Here is a 23,292-nt window from a genome sequence, read left to right as displayed (position 1 = left end):
CTTCTCAACTTAAATCTTACAGCATCAGATCCTCCTTCGTTAGGTAGCCCTCGAGGTAGAGCCCACCGAGGAATGCCTGACCGACGTTTACCCCGTTGTCCCCTCTCGGCACCTCGGTCGTCACGTGGAAGTTCAGCCCGTTCGCCTCCACGACCTTTCTTATCATCTTGGTTATGAGCTCGTTGTACGCAACTCCTCCGCTCAGGGCAACGTTCTTCACTCCGAACTCTCTGGCCCTTTCGACGGCAGTGTGGGCAAAGGCCCTCGCGAGGGCGAGGTGGGCTGAATAAGCTATGTCCGCGGGTGATGCCCCCTCAATTGCCTCAAGGATACTCTGGAACAGCTCTTCAACCCTTATCAATTCTCCTTCAACTGGAACCTCGAACTTCAGGTCGTTCTTGCCCTTGAAGGCGAAGCTCTCAAGCTTCATTGCCGGTTCTCCCTCGTAGTGCCTCCTGTAGGCGACGTTGAGGAGGACGGCAATGGCATCGAGGACTCTTCCCGTTGAAGAAGCGTAGGCCGTGTTTATCCCCTTGGCGAGCTGGTTGAGGACGACGTTGAACTCGACCTTTCCGTACTTGAGGCTCTCGACGGCCTTCGGGCAGCAGCGGTTTATAACACCTTCAAGCTCGTCAATCGAATAGACCTTGCTCAGTATCCCCATCAGAGCCCTCAATGGATAGTAGCTCGCCAAATCCCCGCCCGGGAGAGGGTAGTAGTCGATGTGGGCCAACCTTTCAACGTCCTCATAGCCCAGATAAAGGACTTCCCCGCCCCAAGTGTTTCCGTCTGTCCCGTAGCCAACGCCGTCGAGCGCTATCCCAATGACAGAATCGAGGTTTTTCTCGGCCATGACGCTCGCTATGTGGGCGTAGTGGTGCTGAACCTGAAGGAGTTCCACGTCCAGCTCGTTGGCCATCTCCATTGCAAGCTTCGTCGTGTTGTAAGCCGGATGGAGGTCGGCTATGATGAGATCAAGGTTTTTCACCCTGAGAATCTTCCTGAAGTGTGCTATTGCCTCCCTCATGAACTCGAGGACTTCAACCTTCCCGGTGTTGCCTATATACTGGCTCGGGTAGACCTTTCCGTTCTTTGCCACGCCGAAGGCGTTCATGAGCTCTGCTCCCACTGCCAGGCCGTTGTACTCGAAGGGTATCTCTATTGGAAGTGGCACGAAGCCGCGGGAGCGCCTTATCACGGCCCTCTTCCCGTCAACGAACCTTATCACGCTGTCGTCTGCCCTGTTCAGTATCTTCCTGTTGTGGAGGAGGAAGTAGTCGGCTACATCCTTAAGTTCCTCAAAGGCCTTCTCGTTGTCCTTGACCATCGGCATTCCTGGGTAATTGGCCGAAGTCATTACATAAACCGGAGTTTTGCTCCAGTGGAAGAGGATGTAGTGGGTTCCAGCGTAGGGAAGCATGACTCCAATGGTGTGAAGCCCCGGCGCGAGGTTCTCCGGGAGCGGGAAGGGCTCCTTCTTGCGGAGCGTTATTATCGGCCGTCTGTAGGAGGTCAGCTCCTCCTCTTCCTCTGGGCTCACATAGGCGAAGCTCTTTATGGTCTCAAGGTCTTTGGCCATTATCGCGAAGGGCTTCTGTGGTCTGAAGGTTCTCCTCCTCAGCTCAGCCACAACGTCCTCCCTTGTGGCATCACAGGCCAGGTGTATCCCGCCGATTCCTTTGATGGCCACTATGTAACCCTTGTCTATGAGCTCGGCCGCCTTCCTGAGCGGATCGCCGTATATCTCCTGCCCGTCGCTGGTGTAGAGCCTGTATGAAGGCCCACAGACGGGACAGGCCGTCGGCTCGGCGTGGTAGCGCCTGTTGAGAGGATCCTCGTACTCGCTCCGGCAGAAGTCGCACATCGGGAACTCCTTCATCGTCGTGTTCTCGCGGTCGTAGGGGAGGTCCTCAATTATCGTGAACCTAGGGCCGCAGTTTGTACAGACGATGAAGGGATACATGTAGCGCTTGTTGGTGGGGTCAAAAAGCTCCCTCAGACAGTCGTCACAGATGGCTATGTCAGGTGGGATTATGGAATCCCCGCCCTTTCCCCCTTTGGAACTTTTCTCAATGTAAAAGCGGTCGAAACCCTGCGGCGGGATTTCCTTCTTTTCAATCCGGTCAATTCTCGCCAGAGGAGGCTTCTTTTTGTAGAGGTCTTCGATGAAGGCTTCGATGTCCTCTTCCCTGCCCTCAACGACTATCTCAACGCCCGCATCGCCGAGGTTTTTGACGTAGCCCCGCAGGTTGTGCTCGTGGGCTATTCTGTAGACGAACGGCCTGAATCCGACCGCCTGAACGATGCCTTGAACGTGAATGTGATAGGCCTTCATTCCTCTCACCGGTTTTGTTTTGACCTTCTGAGCCTTTATACCTTTCCAAAACCAAAAGTTGAAAACCATAATGGAGTTCTGAACCTTTGGTGCCCACTGTCATCCTTCTGGACCAACTACGAAACGAGAGCCTCCATTATGGGAAACAGAATTCGGAAAAGAGTTCCTTCAAGAGATAGGCTAGAAATGGAAAAAGCGGAATAGCGCCATCAGGCAAATGTAACGCTCCTGTCCTTGAGGGAGCGATTGAGCAGGTCGGCGTGCTCGAGGGTGACCTGGTACTCCGCTATATTCTCGAGCTTGATCTCCTCGCCGTCGAGGAGTATCTTGTTGACGTAGACCTTGCCCTCATCGAAGCCGACGGTGTAGACGAAGAGATCCTTCTTACCGAGGTACTCCCTGATCTTCTCGTCCTTAAGGGCCTCGGCGAGTCCTCCTGCCGCGAATATCCTGACGTGGACGACGAATGCTCCAGGAACGTCCTGCTCGGCGAACTGTCTGAGGGTCTCTACGAATATCTTCTTGGTCTCCTCGATCGGGGTCTCACCACCGAACTGGAGGACTGTAACCTGCGGGGCGAACTCCTTGACGCGCTTCGCGATGTCCGCCTCCTTGCCTGCCTCTGCAAGGAAGTGGTAGGTCACTCCTCCGCTGAGGGTTATGTATGTAGCCTCGGTTGCGGTGGCTATGCTGGAGCAGATTATGTTCCTGCTGGCAACGACGGCAACCTTGTTGAGCCCGAGGTCTGCGAGGGCCTTTCCAACCAGCCTTCCAGTGAGGGCCCTAAGGTAGATTTCCTCCTCAAAGGTCGTCTTCGCCATTGGCACCACCTCCAATACCCAGCTATGGGTGTTTGTTCTCGTTATTGTCCAATGCAGTTAAGGAATATAACCTTTTTGGTTCTCCTAATGAACTTTTGTTATCCTAATCACACTTCTTTTTGAATAAATGACAAAATCGAGTCAAAAAATAGCCAAATATTTGACATTTAGACACCACAAATGTGTGGAATCATCACAGTGTCAATCACTCGGGGTGGTACTGCTCTCCTGCTAGAGCTCCGATGGTAGTTCGATAGATAAACTTATAACGTTCGAAAACAACAGAGAAGTGAGGTGATGGAAATGCTGAGCGAGAGAATGCTGAAGGCCCTGAACGAACAGCTTAACAAGGAGCTGTTTTCTGCATACTTCTACTTGGGCATAGCGGCCTACTTCAAGGACATGGGCTTTGACGGCTTCGCCACCTGGATGGAGGCCCAGGCCGAGGAGGAGCTTGGACACGCCATGAGGTTCTACGACTACATCTTCGACAGGGGCGGCAAGGTAGAGCTTGAGAAGATTGAGAAGCCCAAGCAGACCTTCGAGAGCCCGCTGAAGGCCTTCGAGGCTGTGTACCTCCACGAGGTTGGGGTTACTCAGTCGATATTCAAGCTCGTCGAACTTGCCCAGGAGGAGAAAGACCACGCTACCTACCAGTTCCTCCAGTGGTTCGTCGAGGAGCAGGTCGAGGAGGAGGCCAGCACGAAGGCGATAGTCGACAAGCTCAAGATAATCGGCGACAACCCCCAGGGCCTCTTCATGCTCGACAGGGAGCTTGGAGCCAGGGCGCCGAAGCTCAGGGCACTGCTCACTCAGAAGGGTGAGTGATTCTTGTTTTCTCTTCCTAGTTTTTTGAGGAAGAACTTCCAGAGAAGGAAGATGATGAGGTAGTTCTCTTATGAAACCGTTAGAATGAGGCCCAAAATGTACAACAAAAAATAAGGAAGTCAGAACAGCACGCCGTACTTGTAGAATATCTGGCATGTTCCTTCGTAGGACACCATGCACGGCCCGACCGGGTGTCTCGGCGTGCAGGTCTTTCCGAAGAGGGGGCAGTCAGTAGGTAAAGCCAGTCCCCTCAGCACGGCGCCGCAGCGGCAGCCCTTTTCGAGGTCCGGGAGGTCCTTTGGCACCTCTACTTTGTAGAAGCTCCTTATCTCGAAATCCTTCCACTCCTTCCTCAGCTCGAGGCCGCTCTTCGGGAAAACGCCGAGGGCACGCCACTTGGCATCGACGACCTCGAAGAACTTGTCTATCATCTTCTGGGCGACCACGTTGCCTTCGTACTTGACAGCCCGCTCGTACTCGTTGATTATCCTCGCCTCGCCTTCCTTGTACATCCTGATGAGCATAAGAATCGCCATGAGGACGTCGTTCGGCTCGAAGCCCGCGACGACCTGAGGGATACCATACTTTTCTGTCAGGTACTCCCAGCCCTTCACTCCGATTATCGTGGAGACGTGGCCGGGGTCTATGAGGCCCTGAAAGACCGTGCCCTGCTTGAGGAGCACCTCAACGGCTGGCGGGGTTAGCCTGTGGACGGAGTATATCTTGAAGTTCTCAAGCTCCTCTTGGGCGGCGACGTTGAGCATTCCGGCCGCTGGAGCGGTTGTCGTCTCAAAGCCCGGCGAGAAGTGGACGACCGTCTTGTCAGGGTTCTCCTTGGCGATCCTATACGTGTCATAGATACCATAGACGATTCTGACGTCAAAGCCCTCACTCTTTAAGTCGGCGAAGCTCCCCATCGGCGTCGGGATCTTGTACATGTCGCCGAAGGTCGTCAGGATTATCTCTTCTCCCTCTTCCCGGGCTTTCCTCATGATGAGCTGCATCGCCACGATGTCCTCAACCGGTGTTATGCAGACCGGACAGCCCGGCCCGCTGACGACCTTAACGTTCTCCGGAAGAAGCGAGCGGATTCCGTGCCTCGTTACCGTGTCCTCATGGGTTCCGCAGACGTGCATTATCCTGATTTCACCGTCGAGGGTCTTCGCTTCCTCTCTGATCTTTTCAACGAGTTTCATGGCCACCTCACGCGAGCGGTAGGCCTCAAAGGGCTCCTCCATCAGAACCCCTCCATGGCCTTCTCAACCTCTGCCCAAGCCTCAAGGATTTCCATCGCCTTCTTCTCGTCCAGCTTCTCTATTGCAAAGCCCGTATGAACGATAACCCAGTCTCCTGGCTTGGTATCTGGCATTAGGTCAAGCCTTACCTCCCTTTTTACTCCCCCAAAATCCACGACAGCAACGGGGCCGTTTACCTCAATGACCTTTCCAGGAACTGCAAGGCACATTTTTCTCACCACTTTAAAGTTGGGCAAGGCTCTTATAGGGCTTTTTTAAACCAGGGGTTTAGAACCCCAAACTGTGTGATGACTATGATTGGAGCAGTCTTGGCTGGAGGGAGGGGCAGACGCTTCGGCGGAGACAAGCTCCTATTCAGGATCAGCGGAAAGCCCCTCCTCCTCTACACCATTGAGAGGCTGGAGCAGGCGGAGAAAATAGACGAGATAGTCTTAGTTGCATCAAAGGAAAACGCGGAGAAGCTCAGGGATTTTGGGCACGATGTTGTGGTTGATGAGCTGATGATCGGGCCGATGGGTGGGATTTTCACCGCCCTGAGCCTCGGTGACGCCTTTGTTGTCGCCGGCGATATGCCCCTCCTCGTCCCGGAGTTCATAGACTTCATCGTCGAGCGCTTTGAAGAGGCCAAAAAGCCAGCCTGTGTGCCGAGGTGGAGCAACGGCTACCTTGAACCGCTCCACGCCGCTTACTCAAGTTCTTTCAGGGATTTTTTGGAGGAGAGGATAAAATCCAGGAACTACGCGATAAACCAGGCGATTAGAGAAAGCGACGCCTGCTACATCGAGATTGAAAAACTGCCAGAGAGCTGGTGGGGGAGCTTCTCCAACGTGAACACGAGGGAGGATTTGCAGAGGCTCACTCCACTGAGAACCCGAGACAGTCTGGATTCTGAGAATGGCTAAAACGAGAAGAGCACGTTGGTGTCAACCACGATTCTTTCTCTCAAAGAAAGCCCTCCTCGCCCCTATCTCCTTTGTGATTTCTTCAATGTCCTCGTCGGTAAGCTCGGAGTTCTTTAGGAGGTGATCTAGCTCGGCTAGTTCTCTAAGTCTTTCTTCTATCAGCTTGGCGAATCCCTTAGCGATTTTTGGATCAATGCCCTCTGGGACGTGAATCGTTATCGTGCCCATCTTAACCACGATCAAAACTTTTTTGCGGAATCTTAAATAGCTTTCTTACTTGTTCTTCAGAATCTCCGCAATCAGCTCAGCCAGCCTCTCCGCCCTTTCCTTTATCAGTTCGCTCGGCTCCTCAAAGAGGCCCGTCGAACCCGGCTGACAGCCGATGAGGACTATATCGCTCCCCGTTTGCTCTTTAATATAGCTCGCCACAATCCTCAAAGGAAGCCCGTGGGTCGATACAGCTTCCCCGAGGGTTTTCAGCGGGTCGGCGATTATAAACTCCCCAATCTCACCCCCGAAGTGGATGGCATCAACGAAGACCACCAAGTCTGGCTTAAAGGCCGCTATCTTACCGACGTAGCTCTCCGGCATCTCGCCGCAGTTCAGGATGAGAACATCTGGGGTCTTCACCAGCTCCTTCAGCCTCTCGGCGACGAGAACGCCGAAGGCGTCGTCCCCCCTCACGTCGTTTCCGATCCCGCAGATTACGATCCGCGTCTTCCCGGAGAAGACATCTTCAAGGACGCTCATTATTCAATACCCCCTGAAAATTCCTTTCCGGTACAGCTCAATGAATTCCAGCCCCCTGAGGATGTATACCTGAAAGTCTCCTATCTGAAGTATCTTTTCGTCGTTCCTCATGTCTAAGAGGTCTCGGTCGTACGTGATTATTGCATCCGCGCCGCTTTCGAGGGCGAGCTCAAGCCACTTGTTGTCGCTTTCATCTTGGCACAGTGACAGTCTCGTTTTGGGCTCAACAAACACGCTGATTTCTTTTATAAGCTTCAAGAGGATGGCTGGGTCTTGGAGTGGATTCCGCGGGGCAAAGCCCGAGCGAAGCCCCATTATCTTCGGGTGGGCGAACTTCTGCTCAACCTCTTCGAGCGCTTCCTTCGAGATGTAATTCACCACGGCCCTATTAAGCATGAGGTTCAGGATAAACGCAACTGCGTTTTTCTCTGGATTCTTGCTGAGGAGAAAAGAAATCCACGCCGAAGTCTCTATCACAACTCTAACCCCATCTCCTTCAGCCGCCTCTCGATTTTCTGCCATTTTTGAATGTCCTCCTCGATTTCATTGAGAGCCTCTTCAAGCCCCTCGGGGGCATCCTCTGTTGGGAACTCTACAGGGATTGATTCTGGAATTTGGGCTTCTTTTTCAGCCCTCTCAAGTTTCCCCATGTTCTCCTTCCACTCCATGTAACCGAGAAAGTCTTCAACGGTCACACCCAGGGCCTCAGCCAGCTTAAGGACTACCTCAGAAACGAGCAATCTCTTGTCCTTGTCCTCCAGAAGTTTTTCAATGCTGTAGAGTTTGGGGTTCACGGCCTCGCTCATTGCATTAACGCGTACTCCCCAGGAGTATTTTAAGCTTTCGAAATTCAAAAATGAAAATCAAAGCCTCCCCGCCAGCTCCCTCACCTTCCCGGCGAACTCCGTCTTCATTAGTTCTTCAACGTTCCCAACCTTCGCGTCGAGGTCGGGGTAGAATGGTATGCCGACCAGGTAGGGAACGCCGAACTCCTCGGCGAGCTTTTCAACGTCCTTCTCGTCGTCGAGCTGCTCCGAACGGAGTTTCATGTTCTCAACGACGCCGATGACCTTGTGTCCTTCCTCTTTGAGGAGCTCGATGAGCTTCCTCACGACGTTGAGGGAGAGCTTTGAAGGTGTAGCGACAACGAGAAATTCGCCTCTCTTGAGGAAGCGGAGGACATCCAAGAGCTGGTCGCCAAGACCTGGCGGCATGTCTATGACGAGGTAGTCCAGCTCGTCCCAGCGGGTTATCGTGAGCAGCTCTATTAGCGCGTCGCTTATCTCCTTACCGCGGAGCGGTGTAGGTCTGTCTTCCGTGTAATACGCGATAGTCATGAACTTTATCCCGTGAACAGTCGGCGGAACGACACCTCTGTCCTCCTCGGGGAACTCCTTGGGCTCAAAGCCGAGGATGACGTGGTCGCTGGCCCCGTGGAAGTCGAGGTCGAGGAGGCCGACCCTGTAGCCCTTCTCAGCCAGGACGAGCGCGAGAGTAGTTGAGACGAGGGACTTTCCAACACCGCCCTTTCCGCTGACGACCGGGATAATCCGCTTGACTCCCTCAAGCCTCGCGTTTATCGCTATCTCCCTCGGGTCTATCGCGTTCATGACCCTCCCTCCTTCTCGATCTTTATTCCAGCAACGTAAACTCCCCTTCCCTTGACGACCTCGAAATCATGACTGCCGCACTTCGGGCAGGCGAGGAAGGCGTGGACGACCTCCGGGATGAAGTGGATGTCCTCCTTAATCCTCTCGTCGAACTTATCCTTTACCTCCTTGAGCTTCCACTCATAGTTACAATTCCTGCACTTAAAGACGGCCTCTTCCTCGACGAACTCTATTTCAGCACCCTCAGCAATCGTCCCGGCGAAGAGCTGCTCCATCGCGAACTTCACGATGTCCTCCGCAACGTCCTGGAGTTCCCCAAGAACAACCCTAACCGCCTTCACCCTGCTTGCCCCTTCCCTTTGAGCATAATCTAAGACCGTCCTTACTATCGCATCGGCAAGCGCCCACTCGTGCATGGTATCACCGAGTTCCTATTGGAGTGCTACCTTAAAAAGGTCTGAGTTTTAAACCATCCGTTTACATAACAAAAATCTTTTGAACGAGTGAACGGAAATCGAAATGAGGGGATGAAAGTGGCCCACCATCACCACGGCGAGCTTAAGGGCAGGATGCTGTTTTCCTTTGCCCTGAACATCGTGATAACCCTAGCCGAGGTCATCGGTGGTATCCTCTCCGGAAGTTTGGCCCTTCTCAGCGACTCCCTTCACAACTTCAGCGATTCAATGAGTATCCTCGCGAGCTATCTCGCCATAAAGATAGGCGAGCGAGAGAAGAACGAGAAGTACACCTTCGGCTACAAGAGGGCTGAGATTTTGGTCGCGTTCGTTAATTCCGCTGTCCTGGTCGGTGTTGCGCTCTTCCTCCTCGTTGAGGCTTACAAGCGCTTTAAGAACCCGGAGCCAATAGACGGCCCGCTTATGCTAGGCGTTGCCCTAATTGGCCTCTTAGCCAACCTTATCTCGGTTCTCCTGCTCCATGAGCACGCTCACGAGAGCATGAACGTCCGCTCCGCCTACCTGCATCTCCTGAGCGACACGCTCTCTTCGGTTGCGGTTGTGATAGGTGGAATCGCGATAATACTGGGGGATGTCCTCTGGATAGACCCGCTCGTCACTGTTCTAATCTCGGTTTACATCCTCCGCGAGGGCTACGAGATACTGAAGGAGAGCGTGGAGGTGCTCATGGAAGCGGCTCCTGATTTGGACCTTGATGAGATAAAACGCGAAATCGAGAGTATTCCGGGCATCAGGAACGCCCATCACTTCCACGTATGGCGGATAGGGGAGAAGGAGATCCACTTTGAGTGTCACGTCGAGGTCGACGATATGCCGATAAGCGAGGCGCAGAGGTTAATAGACGAGATTGAGGAGAGGCTTAAACGCTTCGGGATAACCCACGTTACAGTCCAGCTTGAGGCTGGGCGGTGTGAGGATAAAAACACGATCTGCGATGAGAAAAGTGATTAGGGTAGCAGTCCCAACATCCAGAGGTGGGCTTGAAGACAGGGTGCATGAAAGCCTCGTAAGGGCCGAGACTTTCACATTGGTTGAGCTTGAGAACGGGGAAATAAAAAGCTTGGAAGTAGTTGAGAACCCCTACCGAAGGGAGCCCTACGGAGCTGGTTCTATGGTGGCCATGTTTCTGGTCAACCTGGGAGTGAACGTACTGCTGACCCCTATGGACTGCCCGAAGGGAAAGGCAATACTTGAGGCGGGGGGCGTTAAGATAATTAAATAAGATAATTAAAGTAGAATCCGGGGAAAATGTAAAAGACGTTCTAAACCTTCTCAAGGATTGAAGACGCTCTCAGCTCCGTTCGTACTCTCTTCCCTCTTTTTTGTCAGGGGCTTTGTTATCTCAAAGGCCTTTCTTATGATCCCGTGCTCTATGACGAGCTTCTTAACATACTCCTTTGGTGGGAACTCAATGGCGTTACATGGGCAGAGGATTGCACAAGTGTTGCAACCAACCATGCAGTTGTAGGGCCTTGCAACAACGGGCTTCCCCTCTTCGGTGTCCCAGTCGAAGACCCTTCTTCCACAGGTTATGAAACATAGACCGCAACGGGCGCAGACGCTGTAGTTTATCTTTGGATACCACTCTATCTCCTTCCTATCAATTCCCCACCAAGGAATAACGCTCAGATCCTTAACTTCTCTTCCAAGGGCGTCCTTCCCGATGACGGGAGCCTTAACATCGGCCATTTCATCCACCTCAATTTATGCTGAATCTTTTTCATTTAAAATATTTTTCATATATCTTGGTTATCAACCAAGAGTTTTGGGCAGAAGTGTCCAGAAAATTTGGATGTAGGCAAATGGAAGCTAGAGAAAACTCTTAAATAAAATGACGACAAAATAAAAGCAATCCAAACCGCTATGGGCATCCAGTTTTTTCTTTTCTGCTCCGGTTTGGAGCGGAGGTGTCGTGATGAAAAGAACCTACCGCGTTCTGGTTTTTATGTTGCTAGCCGGGTTAGTTCTCATAGGCGGATGCGTGGACAACGGCCCCGTTTCCACTGGAGGGGGCCAGACGACCGAAACTGGAACGAGCGTAAGCACTTCCACTGATCATATGGACGAGGCAAACACTGGGACAACAACCACAACCGAAACTGTCACTGAAACGGTCACTCAAACCAATACTGAGACGGGCACGGAGACAGTTACGGAAACGCCGACGCCTAATGGGAGTGTCCAGCTTGACGAAGATGGGCTGCCAATATGCACGGGGGATATGGGCGAGGATTCCGGCTGTGAAGACAACAAGACCATCGAGGGGAGCGGCCCCGGCTTCTCCCTGCCGGAGGACATCGTCCTTAACATAACTCTCCAGCCCATTCTCCAGATTGTTCCAATAAACCCTTCAAACCTAACTTACATTGGGCCTCTGGGTTCAACGGCGAGCGTTCCGGGCGAGGAGGACGTTATCGAGTGGGTTGGTCTGGCCACGTCATCAACGGAACCCGGGAAAAGCGTGACTCTAACGCTCCACTTCAGGAACGAGAGCCTTCTAGGGCAGTACATACATGTACCCTTCATTATGGACCCCGTAACGGGGAAGAAGATAACTTATCAGCCAACCGTGATGAAGCTGAGCGATGGAAACGAGTTCGGGAAGCGCTGGGAGGTCCACCTATACGGCGGGATAAGCGGAGGGAGCTTCACGCTCTACGAGATTACCGGAAACGGCCCTCTAAAGCTCAAGGAGGGGACGGTTGAGCTTAAGGGCTCTTCCGTGAGCTTCACGATAGAGAACTTCTCGTCGATCTTTCCGGAAAAGACCTACATGAGCGTAGAGGCCGTTCCGATGAGCTCCAAGTTTTCCACTTTCGCATACCCCTCAAAGGAGAGCTTCGTGATAAAGGCCAAGGAGGGGAGGATAGACTACTACACCAGCGCCTTCTTTGGTATAGAGGATGAGCCAGTGAGCATCAGGACCACGAGCAGCGAGTACGACCTGATTTTTGAGTTCTACGTAACGAAGGACACCTGGCTGTCATTCACAGGGTTTATTGATAGCAGTGACGACGGAATGGCCGACTGGATACTTGAAGTTAGAGATAGAAACTACGAGCTGAAAGATGAATCCGGGAGCCTTTTCAGAGATGGAAACGTGACCGTTGAGAACACCCAGCTGGGAAAGAAGGTCAGTCTCAGGATAGAGAACTTCTACAGCCTCGTCCCGTGGAGGAAGTTCCGCTTCTGGATGACGAACTGGATCGAGCGCTTTCCAGCAAAGAGCAACCTCTGGGTTGACGCAAGCGAGGGGATGAGCATCGAGAAGGACGTTGACCGCTACCTGGTGGCTGTTGTGGAGGACGTCTTTGTAAAGGAGAACGGGGACTATGCGGAGGGGGAAATACAGCTCTCCTCGTGGGCCTACGGAATGACCTGGCCCGATGGAAAGGCCTGGCCGATAAACCACAGCTCGCCCTACACCTTCGGCTATCCAATCGGCCACTGGGTCGAGGCGGAGGACAACAGCAGACTTTTGTATCACGACGATAGGATGACGGGCTCTCTCAACATGCCCTTCGTGAACGGCTATCCGATCCTCGCGATGCCCATTGACGAGGCGAAGAAGTACAAGATCATAGTCCTCGAAACAGCGGGCTGGGACAGGGACGAGCCCGGAAAATACGTCACCAAGACGGTAGGCTACCTCACGGACTTCGCGGTTGGAATGGCGACAGGAGAGATTGGAACGGTGGCGGACTACGCGTATAAAGGAGTCACGTGGATGAACTGGCTGGCGACGGGCCAGAGCGGGGACGAGCTCTGGGGGAGCGTCTTCAACTGGCTTGCTGGAGCAGAGCCGGACAGAGTCGGTGATGCCGTCTACGTGCTCCATCCCAACGAGGCCGACTTCACGGGGGGCTACCGCGTAACAGCTGAATCGAGGGACGGCAACATGCGCGTAACCTACGTCATTTACGAGGTGGAGGTGCCGAGGCTCCTCAAGTACGACAACCTCAAGGCGGAACTTTTAGAGGTGGACTTCACGAAGGACACCGAGATAGGGGACGACGAGTATTACTACTATGCGAGGGCCTGCGCTGGCTTTGAGAGCCTCGGTGAAACTGAGGGGCTCCACAACGTCAAGGTTGACGTTTTAGCTCCAGCCGGCTACGCCTACTCCTATCCGGTGAGCTCGCACGAGGGCGCTACCTTCAACCGCCAGCCCTGCTCGGCCCGGAAGATATTTCACAAATACATCAGCGGGAACAAGCTCTCCCTGAAGCCCGGCTTGGCCATGCTGGAGCGCGACGACGCTAGGGTTCCATTCCTCTACATGGAGTACTCAGGCTGGGAAGAAGATGCCGGAAAGTGGGGCAACGACGACGACCCGATGGGCAACGTTGGGATAACGATAGTCTTCGATGACGACTACTTCGACTGGGACGTTACATCAGGAATCCCGAGCAAGTACTGGTCGCTGGACTTTGACGTCTGCGGCGTCTCAGGTGGCTGCTCTAAGGTGTGGTTCGGGCTGGACGTGAGGAGCGATTGAGCGTTTCTCTTTTTCATCTTTTTATCCAGTCGTATCCCTTCCACACGTTCGGAAGATAGAGGCGGTTCTTCCGAAGGCGTTCCTCCTCTAGCATAGTCTTCAGCTTTTCTTGAACTGGAATATCTCCCCTGTGGGTGGTCATCCCAAAGGCCGGATGTATGGCGAGTATGCCAAAGTTCTCAACGCCCCTATCCTTATCTACGACCTTGACCGGAATCTCAGTGTACCTGGGGTCTCCTGAGAACAGCCTTTTGAGGGGAGACTCTATGCTATAGGGAATTTCTTTGACATGGCGGGGATAGAGGAAGGGCACCATCAGGATCGAGGAGTATCCTGCCAGGATGTAACTAGGGCGGAGGGCCTTCTCAAGTTTCTTGGCGAGCTCGTACTCGTTCTTTGAGGGGAGGTACTCGTCAATCCGGGGAATTAGGCTTCTTAAGAGCTCCGCGCTCTTCCGATACTTCCTATCCATTAAAACCTCCCTAAACCGTTCAGTGTGGTCGAACTGGACCTTCAGGGGTGTGACTTCGAGAGTGAAGTCCCTTGTGAGGTGCTCGCCGAGTATTCTATGTACCCTGAAGGGAACCGGCAGCTCCCAGTCACCGCTTAGTCCGAACTCAAACCTGAAGACGGGCCTGAGGGAGAATCCAGAGGCCATAAACAGGCGCTTGAGCTGGGGGTAGTAATCCCTCATAAAGACCTCGAAAGGTACTTCCCTGTTCTCTCCTGGTTTTAGGCCCCTACCGTACGATCTGAAAAAGCGTCCCTTTCCCGAGAGCATGGGGAGCCTCACGTGGAAGTCCCTGTTGAGTAGCAGGTTCCGGATAAAACTGACCATGGAGAGGTAGGCGATCCCCTCCGAGTACTCCCCTCCATCCCCGCTCAGGGCAACGAAAGCAATGTGCTTCCTGCTGGCCTCGTGTCCCCTGAGCCTTTTTATCACCTGACGATAGAGCTCTATCCCGTAGGCGTTGTTGTCGTATCTGTAGCCGGGATAGGGGGACATGAAGACGAGAGCATCGTGATCTTCGAGATTCACGCCGAAGGCGAGGCTCGACGTTCCAACGACGTTGCCCTTTAATTCCTCGGAGGACATCCCGATCCCAGAATGGACAGGAATTGCGGTATACCCCTTCTCCACCAGAAACTCAGTCAGGTCATCAACGTAGAGGCGGTTGTCCACATAAAAAACGACCTTTCCTTCGTCCAGGAGTTTTTCAAAATCCGCCCCGCCCTCCTTTAAAATCTCTCCCACACCAACTATCAGGGCGTTCCAGTCTGGGATGTGGGAGTGGACTGTCAGACCCATGGCGTAGTATTCGAGAGGGAAGTCGAGGTGCATGCGGTAGTAGAGGGCTTCTATTGAGTTCACCCTAAACGTTCTAACAACAGGATCATCTTCAATCCTTGATATGAGAACTTCCAGGGGAGTATAAACCATTCCGCGGCCTGAGATGTGCCTCTTGAGGGCGGGGATATACAGGTCCGGGTGCGTCATGGAGGCGTCGAGTATCATCACCTTCGTCCCGCTTGGATTCTTGGAGAACTTTCTGAGAAAACCAAGTATGCCCTCAACGGCTCCCGCGCCCGAGTTTGTAAACTCGTCAAACACCACGAGGTCAGCGTACCGGAGTATCTGCTCCCAACTTCCTTCGTTTAGGTATTGGAAAGCCTGGGACGTGGCGAGTATAGTCTCCGGCTCATCCCCACGTAGCTCCCTCATGAGCTTCCGAGATGCCCGGTGATCCCCGGCACCGAGGGCTTTGAGGGTCTCGATGTAGGTTTTCCCCCTTTTCAGTGTCTTTCTGGCACTCGAGGATATGAAAACCGTCGTTGCCCCTTTCTCCTTTAGTTTTCTCTCCGTTTCCCTGAGGATGTGAAGTCTCGGAGAGATGAAGAGAACCTTTCCACCCTCTCCAACGACCTTTCTGGCGTACTCGAGAAAAATGTAGTTCTTACCAACCCCCTGGTCCGAGGCATCGATGATGAGATCAAACCTGGTTAGGTATTCCAGGAGGTCGCTTCCGTGTCTGGTTCTTCTCGCATCGATTCCGGTGTACACAGGCTTAGGAGCCTTGATGCGTCTACTGTTCCCCTGAAGCGCTTTCCTCTCGAATCTTAGCGGTATACCTTCATCACCACTTCTCCTGTGAAAGTAGAATGTTCCTGTATCATCGTCGCGCTTAATGAAGGCGTTCCCTGTGTAGAAACCGTTGAGAATATCCCTAGCCTGTTCGAGGAAAGATTCGGGCAGCATTTTCTCCAGGAGCTCCCTCAGCTTTGAGTAGTATTCCCCGATGTCTGCGGGCGACTTCAGTTTCAAAACTGAAATTCCCAGCGGGAAGACGACGACTGCCTCAATGGGGAACCTGTCGAATTTTCTTGCGTAGTTGAGGACTTTTGCGTACTTTCCGGCGGCGTTGTATAGGGTCTTAAAGCTGTATTCACTTATTCTCTTCGCCCTTGTTAGTAGCTCCTCCATTGAATAGGTCTCAAAACTAACGCTCCAGGCGACGTTTGCAAGGTCTGCATCAAAGTACCCGAAAAGCACTTTGAAGTCTCCGATGGCCACTGGACTTTTTCCTCCGAACGCTATGAAATCCGGGTATAAATAACCGTTGGAGTAACCCACCGGAGCCTCTATGAGGAACTTTTCGTATTTCTCACTCAGGATACTTCCCGTTCTGTGTCCCATCTGAAGGAGGGAGAGTATGTTGACCACGTCAGTATTCCCCAGGTTGGATTCCTTGATGGAGAACTTAACGGCCCTCTCTTTTTGTTTTTCCCTGAAGACTTCTACGATTCTCGAAATCCTCTCTTCATTGCTTAAGTTTTCTTCAATGATATAGTTGTACCTGTCCAGAGCACCCATGGCAATTTCTCTGGCCCTCTCCAAGAGGGCTGTATCCCCCCCTATTAGGGCGTCCTCGAAATCCTCGACATCGTACCCATCGGGTAGCTGGTAGGCGAGAGGAGCAAGTCCCGCCTTCACCCCGAGCTCAAAGGCTTCCCCATAGAGAACCGCCGGGGAGCTCTCTTTCATTCTGCGGCACCTCCTAGGAGTAGGGACGGCCGGATGACCTTCCGTGAAGTGTCGGGGTATGGGGTGTGGAACAGGCGTCTCGTCCCGGCGAAGCTTACCCCTCCCTTTTCGTCCGCCAGTCCGAGAATGAAAAGCATCTCCTCATCGGAAAGGACGTTCTCCGAGAATATCATCATAAGGGGATGCCTGTAGACGCGGGATTCGCGACTCTCCTGCGGATCCTTCGTCACAAAGACCCTGGCACCTTGTCCCTCGAACTCGAGCACTGCCAGCCAAGAGCGGTAGTTCCTTTTGATTCCCATGGATCTATCGAATTCTTCCTTTGAAAAGACCAGTCCGTCCCAATCCACCATAATAACGGACGGAGGAAGGTCCTTGAGGAAACCCGCAATATCTGAGTTCTTAATGTTCTGAATGTGAACCAGATGAATGCCCTCATCTCCCGTGGCATCCACGAGGTCATTGAATATCGTGAGATGGCTGTCAAGGGCGCCCTTCGGGTTGTCCCTCCTGTATAGTATCCCTCTCGGGATGAGTCTAACCCTCTTCCCGCCTACCTGCCCGTACACTGAAGTTTTCAGGAGCCTGATGTAGTAGTTCGACTCCTCACCAGAATAGACGGACCTTGCAAAGAGCCCATGGGCGTAAACCCTGAGGTGTGTCCCAACGTCCCTGCCCCCGATTGAGAGAAGATAGCCCGCGGTGGAAGTATTTCTCAGTGACATGGAGGCGTAGTATTCCTCCCTATGCTGTGAGAGGTATCCCAGGAGCCAGTGTTTGTCGAGATGCCTTTCGTAGGCCTTAAGTTTTGAACCACCAACGTACCAAACGGTGGAGGGCTCTTTTCTCCCCTTTGATGTGTCGAGTCTGTAGACAACTCCGCCCATGCCGTCTTCGAATTCGTATAGAAGATGGGGGATGAGCTTCTGGCGTTTTTTCTCCGGCATCTTTTTATGGAGGAGCAGTGCCTCCCCGTTTTGAACCGGCGTGTATGAGTATATGTCCCGGTTAAAGTTCTGAACGTTTACCCTGGTTCTCTCCTCAGTGCCGTAAATCAGATCCATTCTTTCCACTCCATCTAGGAGGTGGTAGTAATAGTCGTGAACGACTGTGTTCCTGTCGTCTGTGTTCAGGAAATTTAAGAAGATTATATGCCCTTTCGAAACGTCGAGTCCGTCCATCCTAACGATGCCCCCCAGGAGCCCATACAGGAGAACTGAGTCGAACGTCGCCTTGATGACACTCGTCCACTCCTCGATTTTCCTTGATCTGGAGCGTGGGGAAAGCACAATGTCCTGTTTGAGGACTTCGATTGTCTTTGGAAGGTAGTAGGAGTTTGCCATCATAACTGTGAGTAATTCCTGAAGGTTCTTGATTTCTGGCCATCCACCTTTCCCCCAGTTAAAGGTGGTAACTAGGTACGTTGTCCTGCTTACTCTATCCACTTTGGTGGGGCTAATTGAGCCTATCTTTGTAGTTCCAATGGGCTTTACATAGAGGGGTATTGCTTGGAGTTTTCCCAGCTTGCGCTCCTTCGAGATTTGGATAAGCCGTTTTCTAATCCTGTTGAAGACCTTCTCCCGAAGACCAAAAAGAGCCTCCAAATCTTCCAACTCCAGCCACTCGATCTCGAAGTGCCGTAGGAACTCAAGAACCTGCGGTTTGTCCTTATGTTTTAACAGGACCCTCAGAACGCTCCTGTCCCTGTTCCACCCCTCCCCGAATAAGGGTGGAGAGTAGAACCTCCCGGAGTTCGGAAAGACTGCCAAGCGAGCTCCTCTTATTATTCCAGGGAACGAGGGAAAGCTCTTGCCCTCGTAGTTTAGTTTCATCAGCTTTTTACGATCATTTCTTGGGATGCTTTTCAGGGCATCTTCGTATTTTTCGTGCCCTTCAAGGGGAATGTAGTTCGGTTTTCGGTTGTCCATGTAGGAGTCCCACAGTCTCTCAAACACTCCTGAGTCGAATGCATCCTTGAGAACCTCATTGTAATAAATCTCCAGCACCTCCTCGGCGCTTCCTGCACTTATAAGCAGCCCAATGGGTATCCCCTCTCCTCCAGTTGAGAGTCTACCCCATAAGATGAGGAACTCAGAATACGGTGCGGGTATCTCCCCCGTCCTCTCTGCCCTTGATATCCTCCTGAGGGGATGCTTGTATCCAAACTCCTCAATGGATTTGATAAGCCCCAACAGCACATCCCCAAGGCGATACTCGTCGTGGATTAGTGCATGCCCCCAGTTGCGGGTTTTGTTTAGGGGTACTCCTGAGTTAAGGAGTATTCTCCGGAATTCCCTATCAGGGGGGCCGAAGTAAATCCCGGACTCAACGTAACTTGTGAAAGCATTAACCAATGCTTTTTGGAGGCCTGAACTTTGATGAATTTGGACTTCCTTATCATTCATAAGGAGCACCAATCTATGTAACGTAGTAAAATATAAGAATGTTTCGCATTGCTCTTTGTGGGATGATAAAGAAAAAAGTCGTTTACTTCTGCTCCAGGTTGTTCCCTCTTAACCTCAAGCACACCAGAGTAGCTGCACTCGTCCCACTTCTTCTCGGGCTCATCGAAGACAATCTTAGCCCTGAAGAAGGGGCGCGTCTCTCTCGAAAGTTTAAACACTCGCTTTCATTGGCAATTGTTCAGTGATAGAATGTAGCTTTGACATTTCAAAAACTTTTTAAATGAGCTCCATTTCATTCGGCATGACAATAAAAATGAGGTGGGCCTAATGGACTACATAGCAGTCGGCATCATAGCTTTCATCCTGAGCGTCATCTTCTCTATCGGGGGAGTCGGAAGCGCGATAGCAATAGTTCCAACCATGACGTGGCTCGGAATACCCCTCATGGTTGCGAAGCCCACTGGCCTTTTCATAAACACCCTCTCGATGCTCTCGGCAACGATTAAGAACATCAAGCACGGCAAGCTCGACCACCGCTTTGGCCTTCCAATATTGATTATGGCGACGATTTTCGCTCCCCTTGGGCCCTACTCGGGTAAGTTCATACCAAAAGAGTATGTCCTCTGGATCTTCATACTATTTCTCCTGTACTCTGGCACGATGATGATCTTCTTCAAGCCGAGGCCGAGGGATGGAAACGGGAACCACATCATCGAGGGCTCGCTCATCGGAGGGCTGGCTGGGTTCCTCGGTGGGCTGCTCGGCGTCGGCGGAGGGGGTATAATAAGCCCGACGCTCATAATGCTGGGCTACGAGCCGAAAAAAGTGGCCGCGACAACGGCTCTGGTGGTCTTCTTCTCATCGCTGAGCGGCTTCCTCACTTACTGGGGTATGGGAGCTCTCGACTGGAAGCTCCTGGGGGTTGTTTCAATCTCTGCGATAGCTGGCGGCTGGCTCGGAACACATCTCATGCACTTCAAGATGAGTTCCGAGCAGGTAAAGAAGGTAATCGGCGTTATTCTCTACCTGATAGCGCTGAAGATGGTTCTCAAGGTTCTTTGATTATTTTTGATTAGGGAGAAAAATGGAAAATCAGGAAAATCACGAGGAAAAGTCGTGGAGGAGCGTTTTAACTCCCGTGACCAGCCACAGGGCCAGAAGGAACCAGTAGAGTGCAAAACCGAAGTCCACCATTGCACCTATCCCGAGGCTCGTCCCAACGTTGTAGGTCGCGCTCACGTAGGCCCCAAGGGGGAAGATGAAGGCCCACCAGGCGAGGCTGTAGGGGAGATGCAGGTTTCTGAGGTAGTGGAGCGTCATCAGGATGGCCATGATGAGCCACCAGAGCCCGAAGCCCCAGAGGATGAAGGCAAAGCCCTTGAAAGCCTCTCTCGCAACGGGCATTACCTTAACGAGGTTTAACAACGCCACGGCACCCGCTCCAAGCGGTCCGAGGTTTATCCAGACTGCCGGCGCCATCAGGGGCGGGAGGAGCTCGTGGGTTATGAAGCGCCTCATCACTATGGCGAAGAGGGCCAGATAGAGGAAGAAGCCCGCGCCGAAGCCGAAGTAGTTGAACGCAATAAAAACCTCTCTCCACGTTTGGGACTGCGGAAGGAACGGCAGGGCCGTAAGAGGTATCACGATAAGCCCAACCGGTGGTATAAACCACGCTGGCGTTATCGTCTTTACATCTACCCCCTCACCCACGAAAAACAGGTAGGGTATCAGGAGGGCGAAGACCACGACGAGAATGCTCCCAAGAATCCAGAGCGGGAGGGCTATTTCCCTGTAGCCGATCATTGCGAGGTTCATCGCCACTATCGTCATCGCTATCGGCATCGTTCCGTAGAAGTGGCTCGTTACGGGGTGGTAGAGGTCTCTCTTCGCCTCAGAGGGATACTTGATCCACCTCAGCAGCCAGGGTATCAGGAGAATGAAGAAGACCGCGGTGTTCAGATACACCAGTGCCTTCGAAAACGTGCCAAGCGCTGGGAGCTTCGAGGAGTACGCCTTACTCACTAAAGCCAGTGCTCCCGTCCCCATAACGCTCGCAAACCAGCTCGGTGCAAAATCTCTCACGTTTATTCTCATTTTTCTTCACCTGAAGAAATCGCCATATTTTTGTTTTTAAGCGTTTTTTGAACGTTCGGTTGAGAACTGCTTAACAGGAAAAGAGCCTCAAATAAAGAATAAAACGGCTGAAACAATCAATGCTCGCAGTGCCCTTCCTTTTCCTTCTCCCGCTCTATCTTCTCCTTCCAATAAGGGTCAATTTTAAGAACCTGCTCGATGAAGGCCTTAACTACATCGCCGACCTTTCCGTAGGCGCCGGTTACGACCGTTATTCCAAACTGGTTGAAGTATTCTATTGCCCGTCTTCCCATCCCGTAGGCGATGACGACCTCGGCCCCGTGTTCCTTTATGAAGTTGGGCAAATCACCTGGGCCGTGCTCCTCAAAGGGGACAGGAACCACCTCAACGCCCCTTATCTCGCCGTCCTCCACGTCCACGAAGGCGAAGTACCTGGCCCTTCCAAAGTGTCCGCTCATCGGACTTTCCAGCCCAAGGTCTTCATCTACAGGAAGCGCGATTCTCATGCTATCACCACCATTTCTGAAAGTTTTTTCAAATATAAGCTTTGTGCATATGCACGCCTTTACTCCTTGAATATCTCCCCGGTTACGAGGTCTATCCCAATCCTCTGACCTTCAGCTTCCAGAGCTTCTCAGGCGCTCATTGGTTCGGAAAGTGGGGCATCAAGGTTCAGCCCGTGAAAGATGGAAGGGTAGCCGGCTTTGTCTGGCTTGCATGGATCTGTTACCCAGCTCTGTCCAGCAATGCTTTTAAATGATGTTAAATTCAAATTAAATTAATTTCAGATGAAGAAAATATCATAAAGGTGATGCACATGTTCGGCAAGCTCGCGAACAACCTTAAGAAAAACCTGCTCTGGTACTCGCTCATAGCAATAGCCGTAGGCTGGGCTCTCGGACTGGCCTTTCCGGGCTTTGCAAAGGCTCACAAAGCTGAGTTGAGCAACCTCACTACAATACTCGTCTTCCTCATGATATACCCGATGATGATAAACCTCAACCTTGAGAGAATCCCCAAGGTTCTCAAGGAGCCGAAGCCCGTCCTCCTGAGCCTCGTCTACAACTTTGCCCTTACTCCCGTGGTGGCCTTTCTCCTCGTCAAAGGCTTCATCCATGACCCCAACATGGCCCTCGGCTTTCTCCTGGTCATGCTCGTTCCGGGTTCATCCATGAGCATAGGCTACGCCGGTTTAGCCGGGGGAGACCTCGAAGTTGCTACGGTAGCACTCGGCGTTAACTTCCTCCTCATCCCTGTAATGCTCCCGCTCTGGATAAAGCTCCTCGGTAGCGCTTACAACGTCCCTGTTCCTCTTTCACTGCTCCTGAGGACGGTCTTCATAGTCCTCATACTCCCAATGTTCCTCGGAGACCTCACGAGGAGGCTCCTCACGAGGAAGCTCGGCAAGGAGAGGTTCCTTGAGCTGAAGCCGCTCTTTGGTTCGATAACAATGACCACCATGCTCCTCCTCGTGGGATTAATATTCTTCATGAAGGCCCAGCTCCTGCTCAGCAGGTGGGCAATCCTCGTTGAACTTGCTGTTGTGAACACGGTCTACATGATCATCATGCTTGCTCTAATAACGTGGCTGGACAGGGTTCTCGGTCTGGGCTACAAGGAACACATGGGGATAGCTTTCCTCAGCGTCGGGAAGAACAACGGGACGGCCATAGCGATAGCTACACTCGCGTTCCAGCCCCTTGTGGCCATCCCAGCGGCGACTCTCCCAATATTCCAGATAATCTTCCTCATCCTCTACCTCAAGCTCGCGGAGAGGGTAAGGTGCCTCTTTGAGGCCTACCTAGACCTCAATGAGAAAAGCAAAGCGGAGACCCTTTAGTCTGCCAGCTTTATTATCTCCACTTCTCCCCATATCTTCTCCGCCCCAACGGTGTTGAAGACCGTCCCGTACTTCTCGGCCAGCTCCTTAACGCGCATAATCTTTTTCTCGTCCTCGTTAGTGAAGACGGTGATCTTGTAGGTTATCTCCTTCAGCTGGGGCTCGTCAAGCCCGCGCCAGCCCCTGACCTCTACCTCAAAGCCCTTCACGTCGAGACGCATCTTCTTGATCAGCCTGCCCCAGTTGACAGTCAGACAGCCACCTATAGCGGCCAAGAGGTATTCCGTCGGGTTTGGTCCTTTGTTGTGGCCGTCCGTGTTCGTGTCTATGTGAAAGGTAAACTCCCTCACCTTCGCTTCACTTCCGACGTTGCCGTCCCACTTCAGGTGTGCTGAATACTCAAGGCGCTTCATGAAATCACCATTGAAAGTTAT

23 protein-coding genes and 1 pseudogene are annotated in these 23,292 nt (G+C 52.5%); 7 read left to right on the top strand and 17 right to left on the bottom strand.

Annotated features, from left to right (window positions below; genetic code table 11):
* Window positions 1-16 precede the first annotated feature (16 nt).
* Both hypF and ACZ5TN_RS07650 read right to left on the bottom strand, forming a co-directional pair.
* Window positions 17-2,335, bottom strand: a complete 2,319-nt coding sequence (gene hypF / locus ACZ5TN_RS07655; RefSeq protein WP_464917575.1) for a carbamoyltransferase HypF — start codon at window positions 2,333-2,335, stop codon at window positions 17-19.
* Between the two features lie 209 nt (window positions 2,336-2,544).
* The gene (locus ACZ5TN_RS07650; RefSeq protein WP_464917574.1) at window positions 2,545-3,156 is read right to left on the bottom strand and encodes a hypothetical protein; all 612 of its coding nucleotides are present in this window, start codon (window positions 3,154-3,156) and stop codon (window positions 2,545-2,547) included.
* A 303-nt stretch (window positions 3,157-3,459) separates the two neighbouring features.
* On the opposite strand from ACZ5TN_RS07650, the gene ACZ5TN_RS07645 reads away from it, so the two are divergent.
* Window positions 3,460-3,984 (top strand): ferritin, encoded by a 525-nt coding sequence (locus tag ACZ5TN_RS07645; RefSeq protein ID WP_011250949.1) that lies wholly within the window; start codon window positions 3,460-3,462, stop codon window positions 3,982-3,984.
* 119 nt (window positions 3,985-4,103) lie between these two features.
* On the opposite strand, the gene hypD is transcribed toward ACZ5TN_RS07645, so the two are convergent.
* Together hypD and ACZ5TN_RS07635 are read right to left on the bottom strand one after the other, a co-directional pair.
* Entirely contained in the window at window positions 4,104-5,222 is a 1,119-nt protein-coding gene (gene hypD / locus ACZ5TN_RS07640; protein WP_464916400.1) for a hydrogenase formation protein HypD, read from the bottom strand.
* Window positions 5,222-5,449 carry a HypC/HybG/HupF family hydrogenase formation chaperone gene (locus ACZ5TN_RS07635; RefSeq protein ID WP_011250951.1) on the bottom strand — a complete coding sequence of 76 codons (228 nt, stop codon included), beginning with the start codon at window positions 5,447-5,449 and terminating at the stop codon, window positions 5,222-5,224. The genes hypD and ACZ5TN_RS07635 overlap by 1 nt, the downstream gene beginning before the upstream one ends.
* Window positions 5,450-5,533: 84 nt before the next feature.
* On the opposite strand from ACZ5TN_RS07635, the gene mobA reads away from it, so the two are divergent.
* Window positions 5,534-6,142: a molybdenum cofactor guanylyltransferase MobA gene (gene mobA / locus ACZ5TN_RS07630; protein ID WP_464917573.1), complete on the top strand. Its 609-nt coding sequence runs from the start codon at window positions 5,534-5,536 to the stop codon at window positions 6,140-6,142.
* 21 nt (window positions 6,143-6,163) lie between these two features.
* Here mobA and ACZ5TN_RS07625 read toward each other — a convergent pair whose 3' ends face one another.
* The 6 genes from ACZ5TN_RS07625 to hypA are packed head-to-tail and all read right to left on the bottom strand — an operon-like array spanning window position 6,164 to window position 8,918.
* Window positions 6,164-6,379, bottom strand: coding sequence for a hypothetical protein (locus ACZ5TN_RS07625; protein WP_464916399.1), 216 nt, complete (start codon window positions 6,377-6,379; stop codon window positions 6,164-6,166).
* A gap of 36 nt (window positions 6,380-6,415) precedes the next feature.
* Window positions 6,416-6,892, bottom strand: coding sequence for a hydrogenase 3 maturation endopeptidase HyCI (locus ACZ5TN_RS07620; protein WP_011250954.1), 477 nt, complete (start codon window positions 6,890-6,892; stop codon window positions 6,416-6,418).
* Window positions 6,893-6,895: 3 nt separating this feature from the next.
* Window positions 6,896-7,369, bottom strand: a complete 474-nt coding sequence (locus ACZ5TN_RS07615; RefSeq protein WP_048053763.1) for a putative toxin-antitoxin system toxin component, PIN family — start codon at window positions 7,367-7,369, stop codon at window positions 6,896-6,898.
* Complete coding sequence (locus ACZ5TN_RS07610) at window positions 7,366-7,698, bottom strand: hypothetical protein (RefSeq protein ID WP_011250956.1); 333 nt, start codon at window positions 7,696-7,698, stop codon at window positions 7,366-7,368. The genes ACZ5TN_RS07615 and ACZ5TN_RS07610 overlap by 4 nt, the downstream gene beginning before the upstream one ends.
* A gap of 57 nt (window positions 7,699-7,755) precedes the next feature.
* Window positions 7,756-8,502 (bottom strand): Mrp/NBP35 family ATP-binding protein, encoded by a 747-nt coding sequence (locus tag ACZ5TN_RS07605; RefSeq protein WP_011250957.1) that lies wholly within the window; start codon window positions 8,500-8,502, stop codon window positions 7,756-7,758.
* Entirely contained in the window at window positions 8,499-8,918 is a 420-nt protein-coding gene (gene hypA, locus ACZ5TN_RS07600) for a hydrogenase nickel incorporation protein HypA (protein ID WP_011250958.1), read from the bottom strand. The genes ACZ5TN_RS07605 and hypA overlap by 4 nt, the downstream gene beginning before the upstream one ends.
* A 111-nt stretch (window positions 8,919-9,029) precedes the next feature.
* On the opposite strand from hypA, the gene ACZ5TN_RS07595 reads away from it, so the two are divergent.
* Window positions 9,030-9,929, top strand: a complete 900-nt coding sequence (locus ACZ5TN_RS07595) for a cation diffusion facilitator family transporter (RefSeq protein WP_464916398.1) — start codon at window positions 9,030-9,032, stop codon at window positions 9,927-9,929.
* Window positions 9,922-10,200, top strand: a complete 279-nt coding sequence (locus tag ACZ5TN_RS07590) for a NifB/NifX family molybdenum-iron cluster-binding protein (protein WP_464916397.1) — start codon at window positions 9,922-9,924, stop codon at window positions 10,198-10,200. Before ACZ5TN_RS07595 ends, ACZ5TN_RS07590 begins: the two co-directional genes overlap by 8 nt.
* A 50-nt stretch (window positions 10,201-10,250) precedes the next feature.
* Here ACZ5TN_RS07590 and ACZ5TN_RS07585 read toward each other — a convergent pair whose 3' ends face one another.
* Window positions 10,251-10,667 carry a 4Fe-4S dicluster domain-containing protein gene (locus ACZ5TN_RS07585; RefSeq protein WP_464917572.1) on the bottom strand — a complete coding sequence of 139 codons (417 nt, stop codon included), beginning with the start codon at window positions 10,665-10,667 and terminating at the stop codon, window positions 10,251-10,253.
* A gap of 226 nt (window positions 10,668-10,893) precedes the next feature.
* On the opposite strand from ACZ5TN_RS07585, the gene ACZ5TN_RS07580 reads away from it, so the two are divergent.
* The gene (locus ACZ5TN_RS07580) at window positions 10,894-13,476 is read left to right on the top strand and encodes a hypothetical protein (RefSeq protein WP_464916396.1); all 2,583 of its coding nucleotides are present in this window, start codon (window positions 10,894-10,896) and stop codon (window positions 13,474-13,476) included.
* A 13-nt stretch (window positions 13,477-13,489) separates the two neighbouring features.
* Here the strand turns inward: ACZ5TN_RS07580 and ACZ5TN_RS07575 are convergent, their stop codons facing one another.
* The 3 genes and pseudogenes from ACZ5TN_RS07575 to ACZ5TN_RS07565 all read right to left on the bottom strand — a co-directional run.
* Window positions 13,490-16,519, bottom strand: a complete 3,030-nt coding sequence (locus ACZ5TN_RS07575; RefSeq protein WP_464916395.1) for a hypothetical protein — start codon at window positions 16,517-16,519, stop codon at window positions 13,490-13,492.
* Entirely contained in the window at window positions 16,516-18,933 is a 2,418-nt protein-coding gene (locus ACZ5TN_RS07570) for a hypothetical protein (protein WP_464916394.1), read from the bottom strand. Before ACZ5TN_RS07570 ends, ACZ5TN_RS07575 begins: the two co-directional genes overlap by 4 nt.
* A 95-nt stretch (window positions 18,934-19,028) precedes the next feature.
* Window positions 19,029-19,134 (bottom strand): annotated as a pseudogene (locus ACZ5TN_RS07565) (diphthine--ammonia ligase); the annotation flags it as partial.
* Window positions 19,135-19,251: 117 nt separating this feature from the next.
* Between ACZ5TN_RS07565 and ACZ5TN_RS07560 the strand changes: the two are divergent.
* Window positions 19,252-19,986, top strand: coding sequence for a sulfite exporter TauE/SafE family protein (locus ACZ5TN_RS07560; RefSeq protein ID WP_464916393.1), 735 nt, complete (start codon window positions 19,252-19,254; stop codon window positions 19,984-19,986).
* 39 nt (window positions 19,987-20,025) lie between these two features.
* On the opposite strand, the gene ACZ5TN_RS07555 is transcribed toward ACZ5TN_RS07560, so the two are convergent.
* Both ACZ5TN_RS07555 and ACZ5TN_RS07550 read right to left on the bottom strand, forming a co-directional pair.
* Window positions 20,026-21,018: a TDT family transporter gene (locus ACZ5TN_RS07555; RefSeq protein WP_464916392.1), complete on the bottom strand. Its 993-nt coding sequence runs from the start codon at window positions 21,016-21,018 to the stop codon at window positions 20,026-20,028.
* 116 nt (window positions 21,019-21,134) lie between these two features.
* Window positions 21,135-21,524 (bottom strand): NifB/NifX family molybdenum-iron cluster-binding protein, encoded by a 390-nt coding sequence (locus ACZ5TN_RS07550; protein ID WP_464916391.1) that lies wholly within the window; start codon window positions 21,522-21,524, stop codon window positions 21,135-21,137.
* Between the two features lie 305 nt (window positions 21,525-21,829).
* Here ACZ5TN_RS07550 and ACZ5TN_RS07545 point away from each other — a divergent pair, with 305 nt between their 5' ends.
* Window positions 21,830-22,858 (top strand): arsenic resistance protein, encoded by a 1,029-nt coding sequence (locus tag ACZ5TN_RS07545; RefSeq protein WP_464916390.1) that lies wholly within the window; start codon window positions 21,830-21,832, stop codon window positions 22,856-22,858.
* Here ACZ5TN_RS07545 and ACZ5TN_RS07540 read toward each other — a convergent pair.
* The gene (locus ACZ5TN_RS07540; RefSeq protein WP_464916389.1) at window positions 22,855-23,271 is read right to left on the bottom strand and encodes an OsmC family protein; all 417 of its coding nucleotides are present in this window, start codon (window positions 23,269-23,271) and stop codon (window positions 22,855-22,857) included. The two genes, ACZ5TN_RS07545 and ACZ5TN_RS07540, sit on opposite strands and share 4 nt — an antisense overlap.
* Between the last annotated feature and the right edge of the window lie 21 nt (window positions 23,272-23,292).

This window comes from Thermococcus sp. JCM 11816 (genome assembly GCF_055396515.1).
The sequence above is the reverse complement of the archived record's forward strand: the minus strand, read 5'-3'. Positions and strand labels throughout refer to the sequence as shown.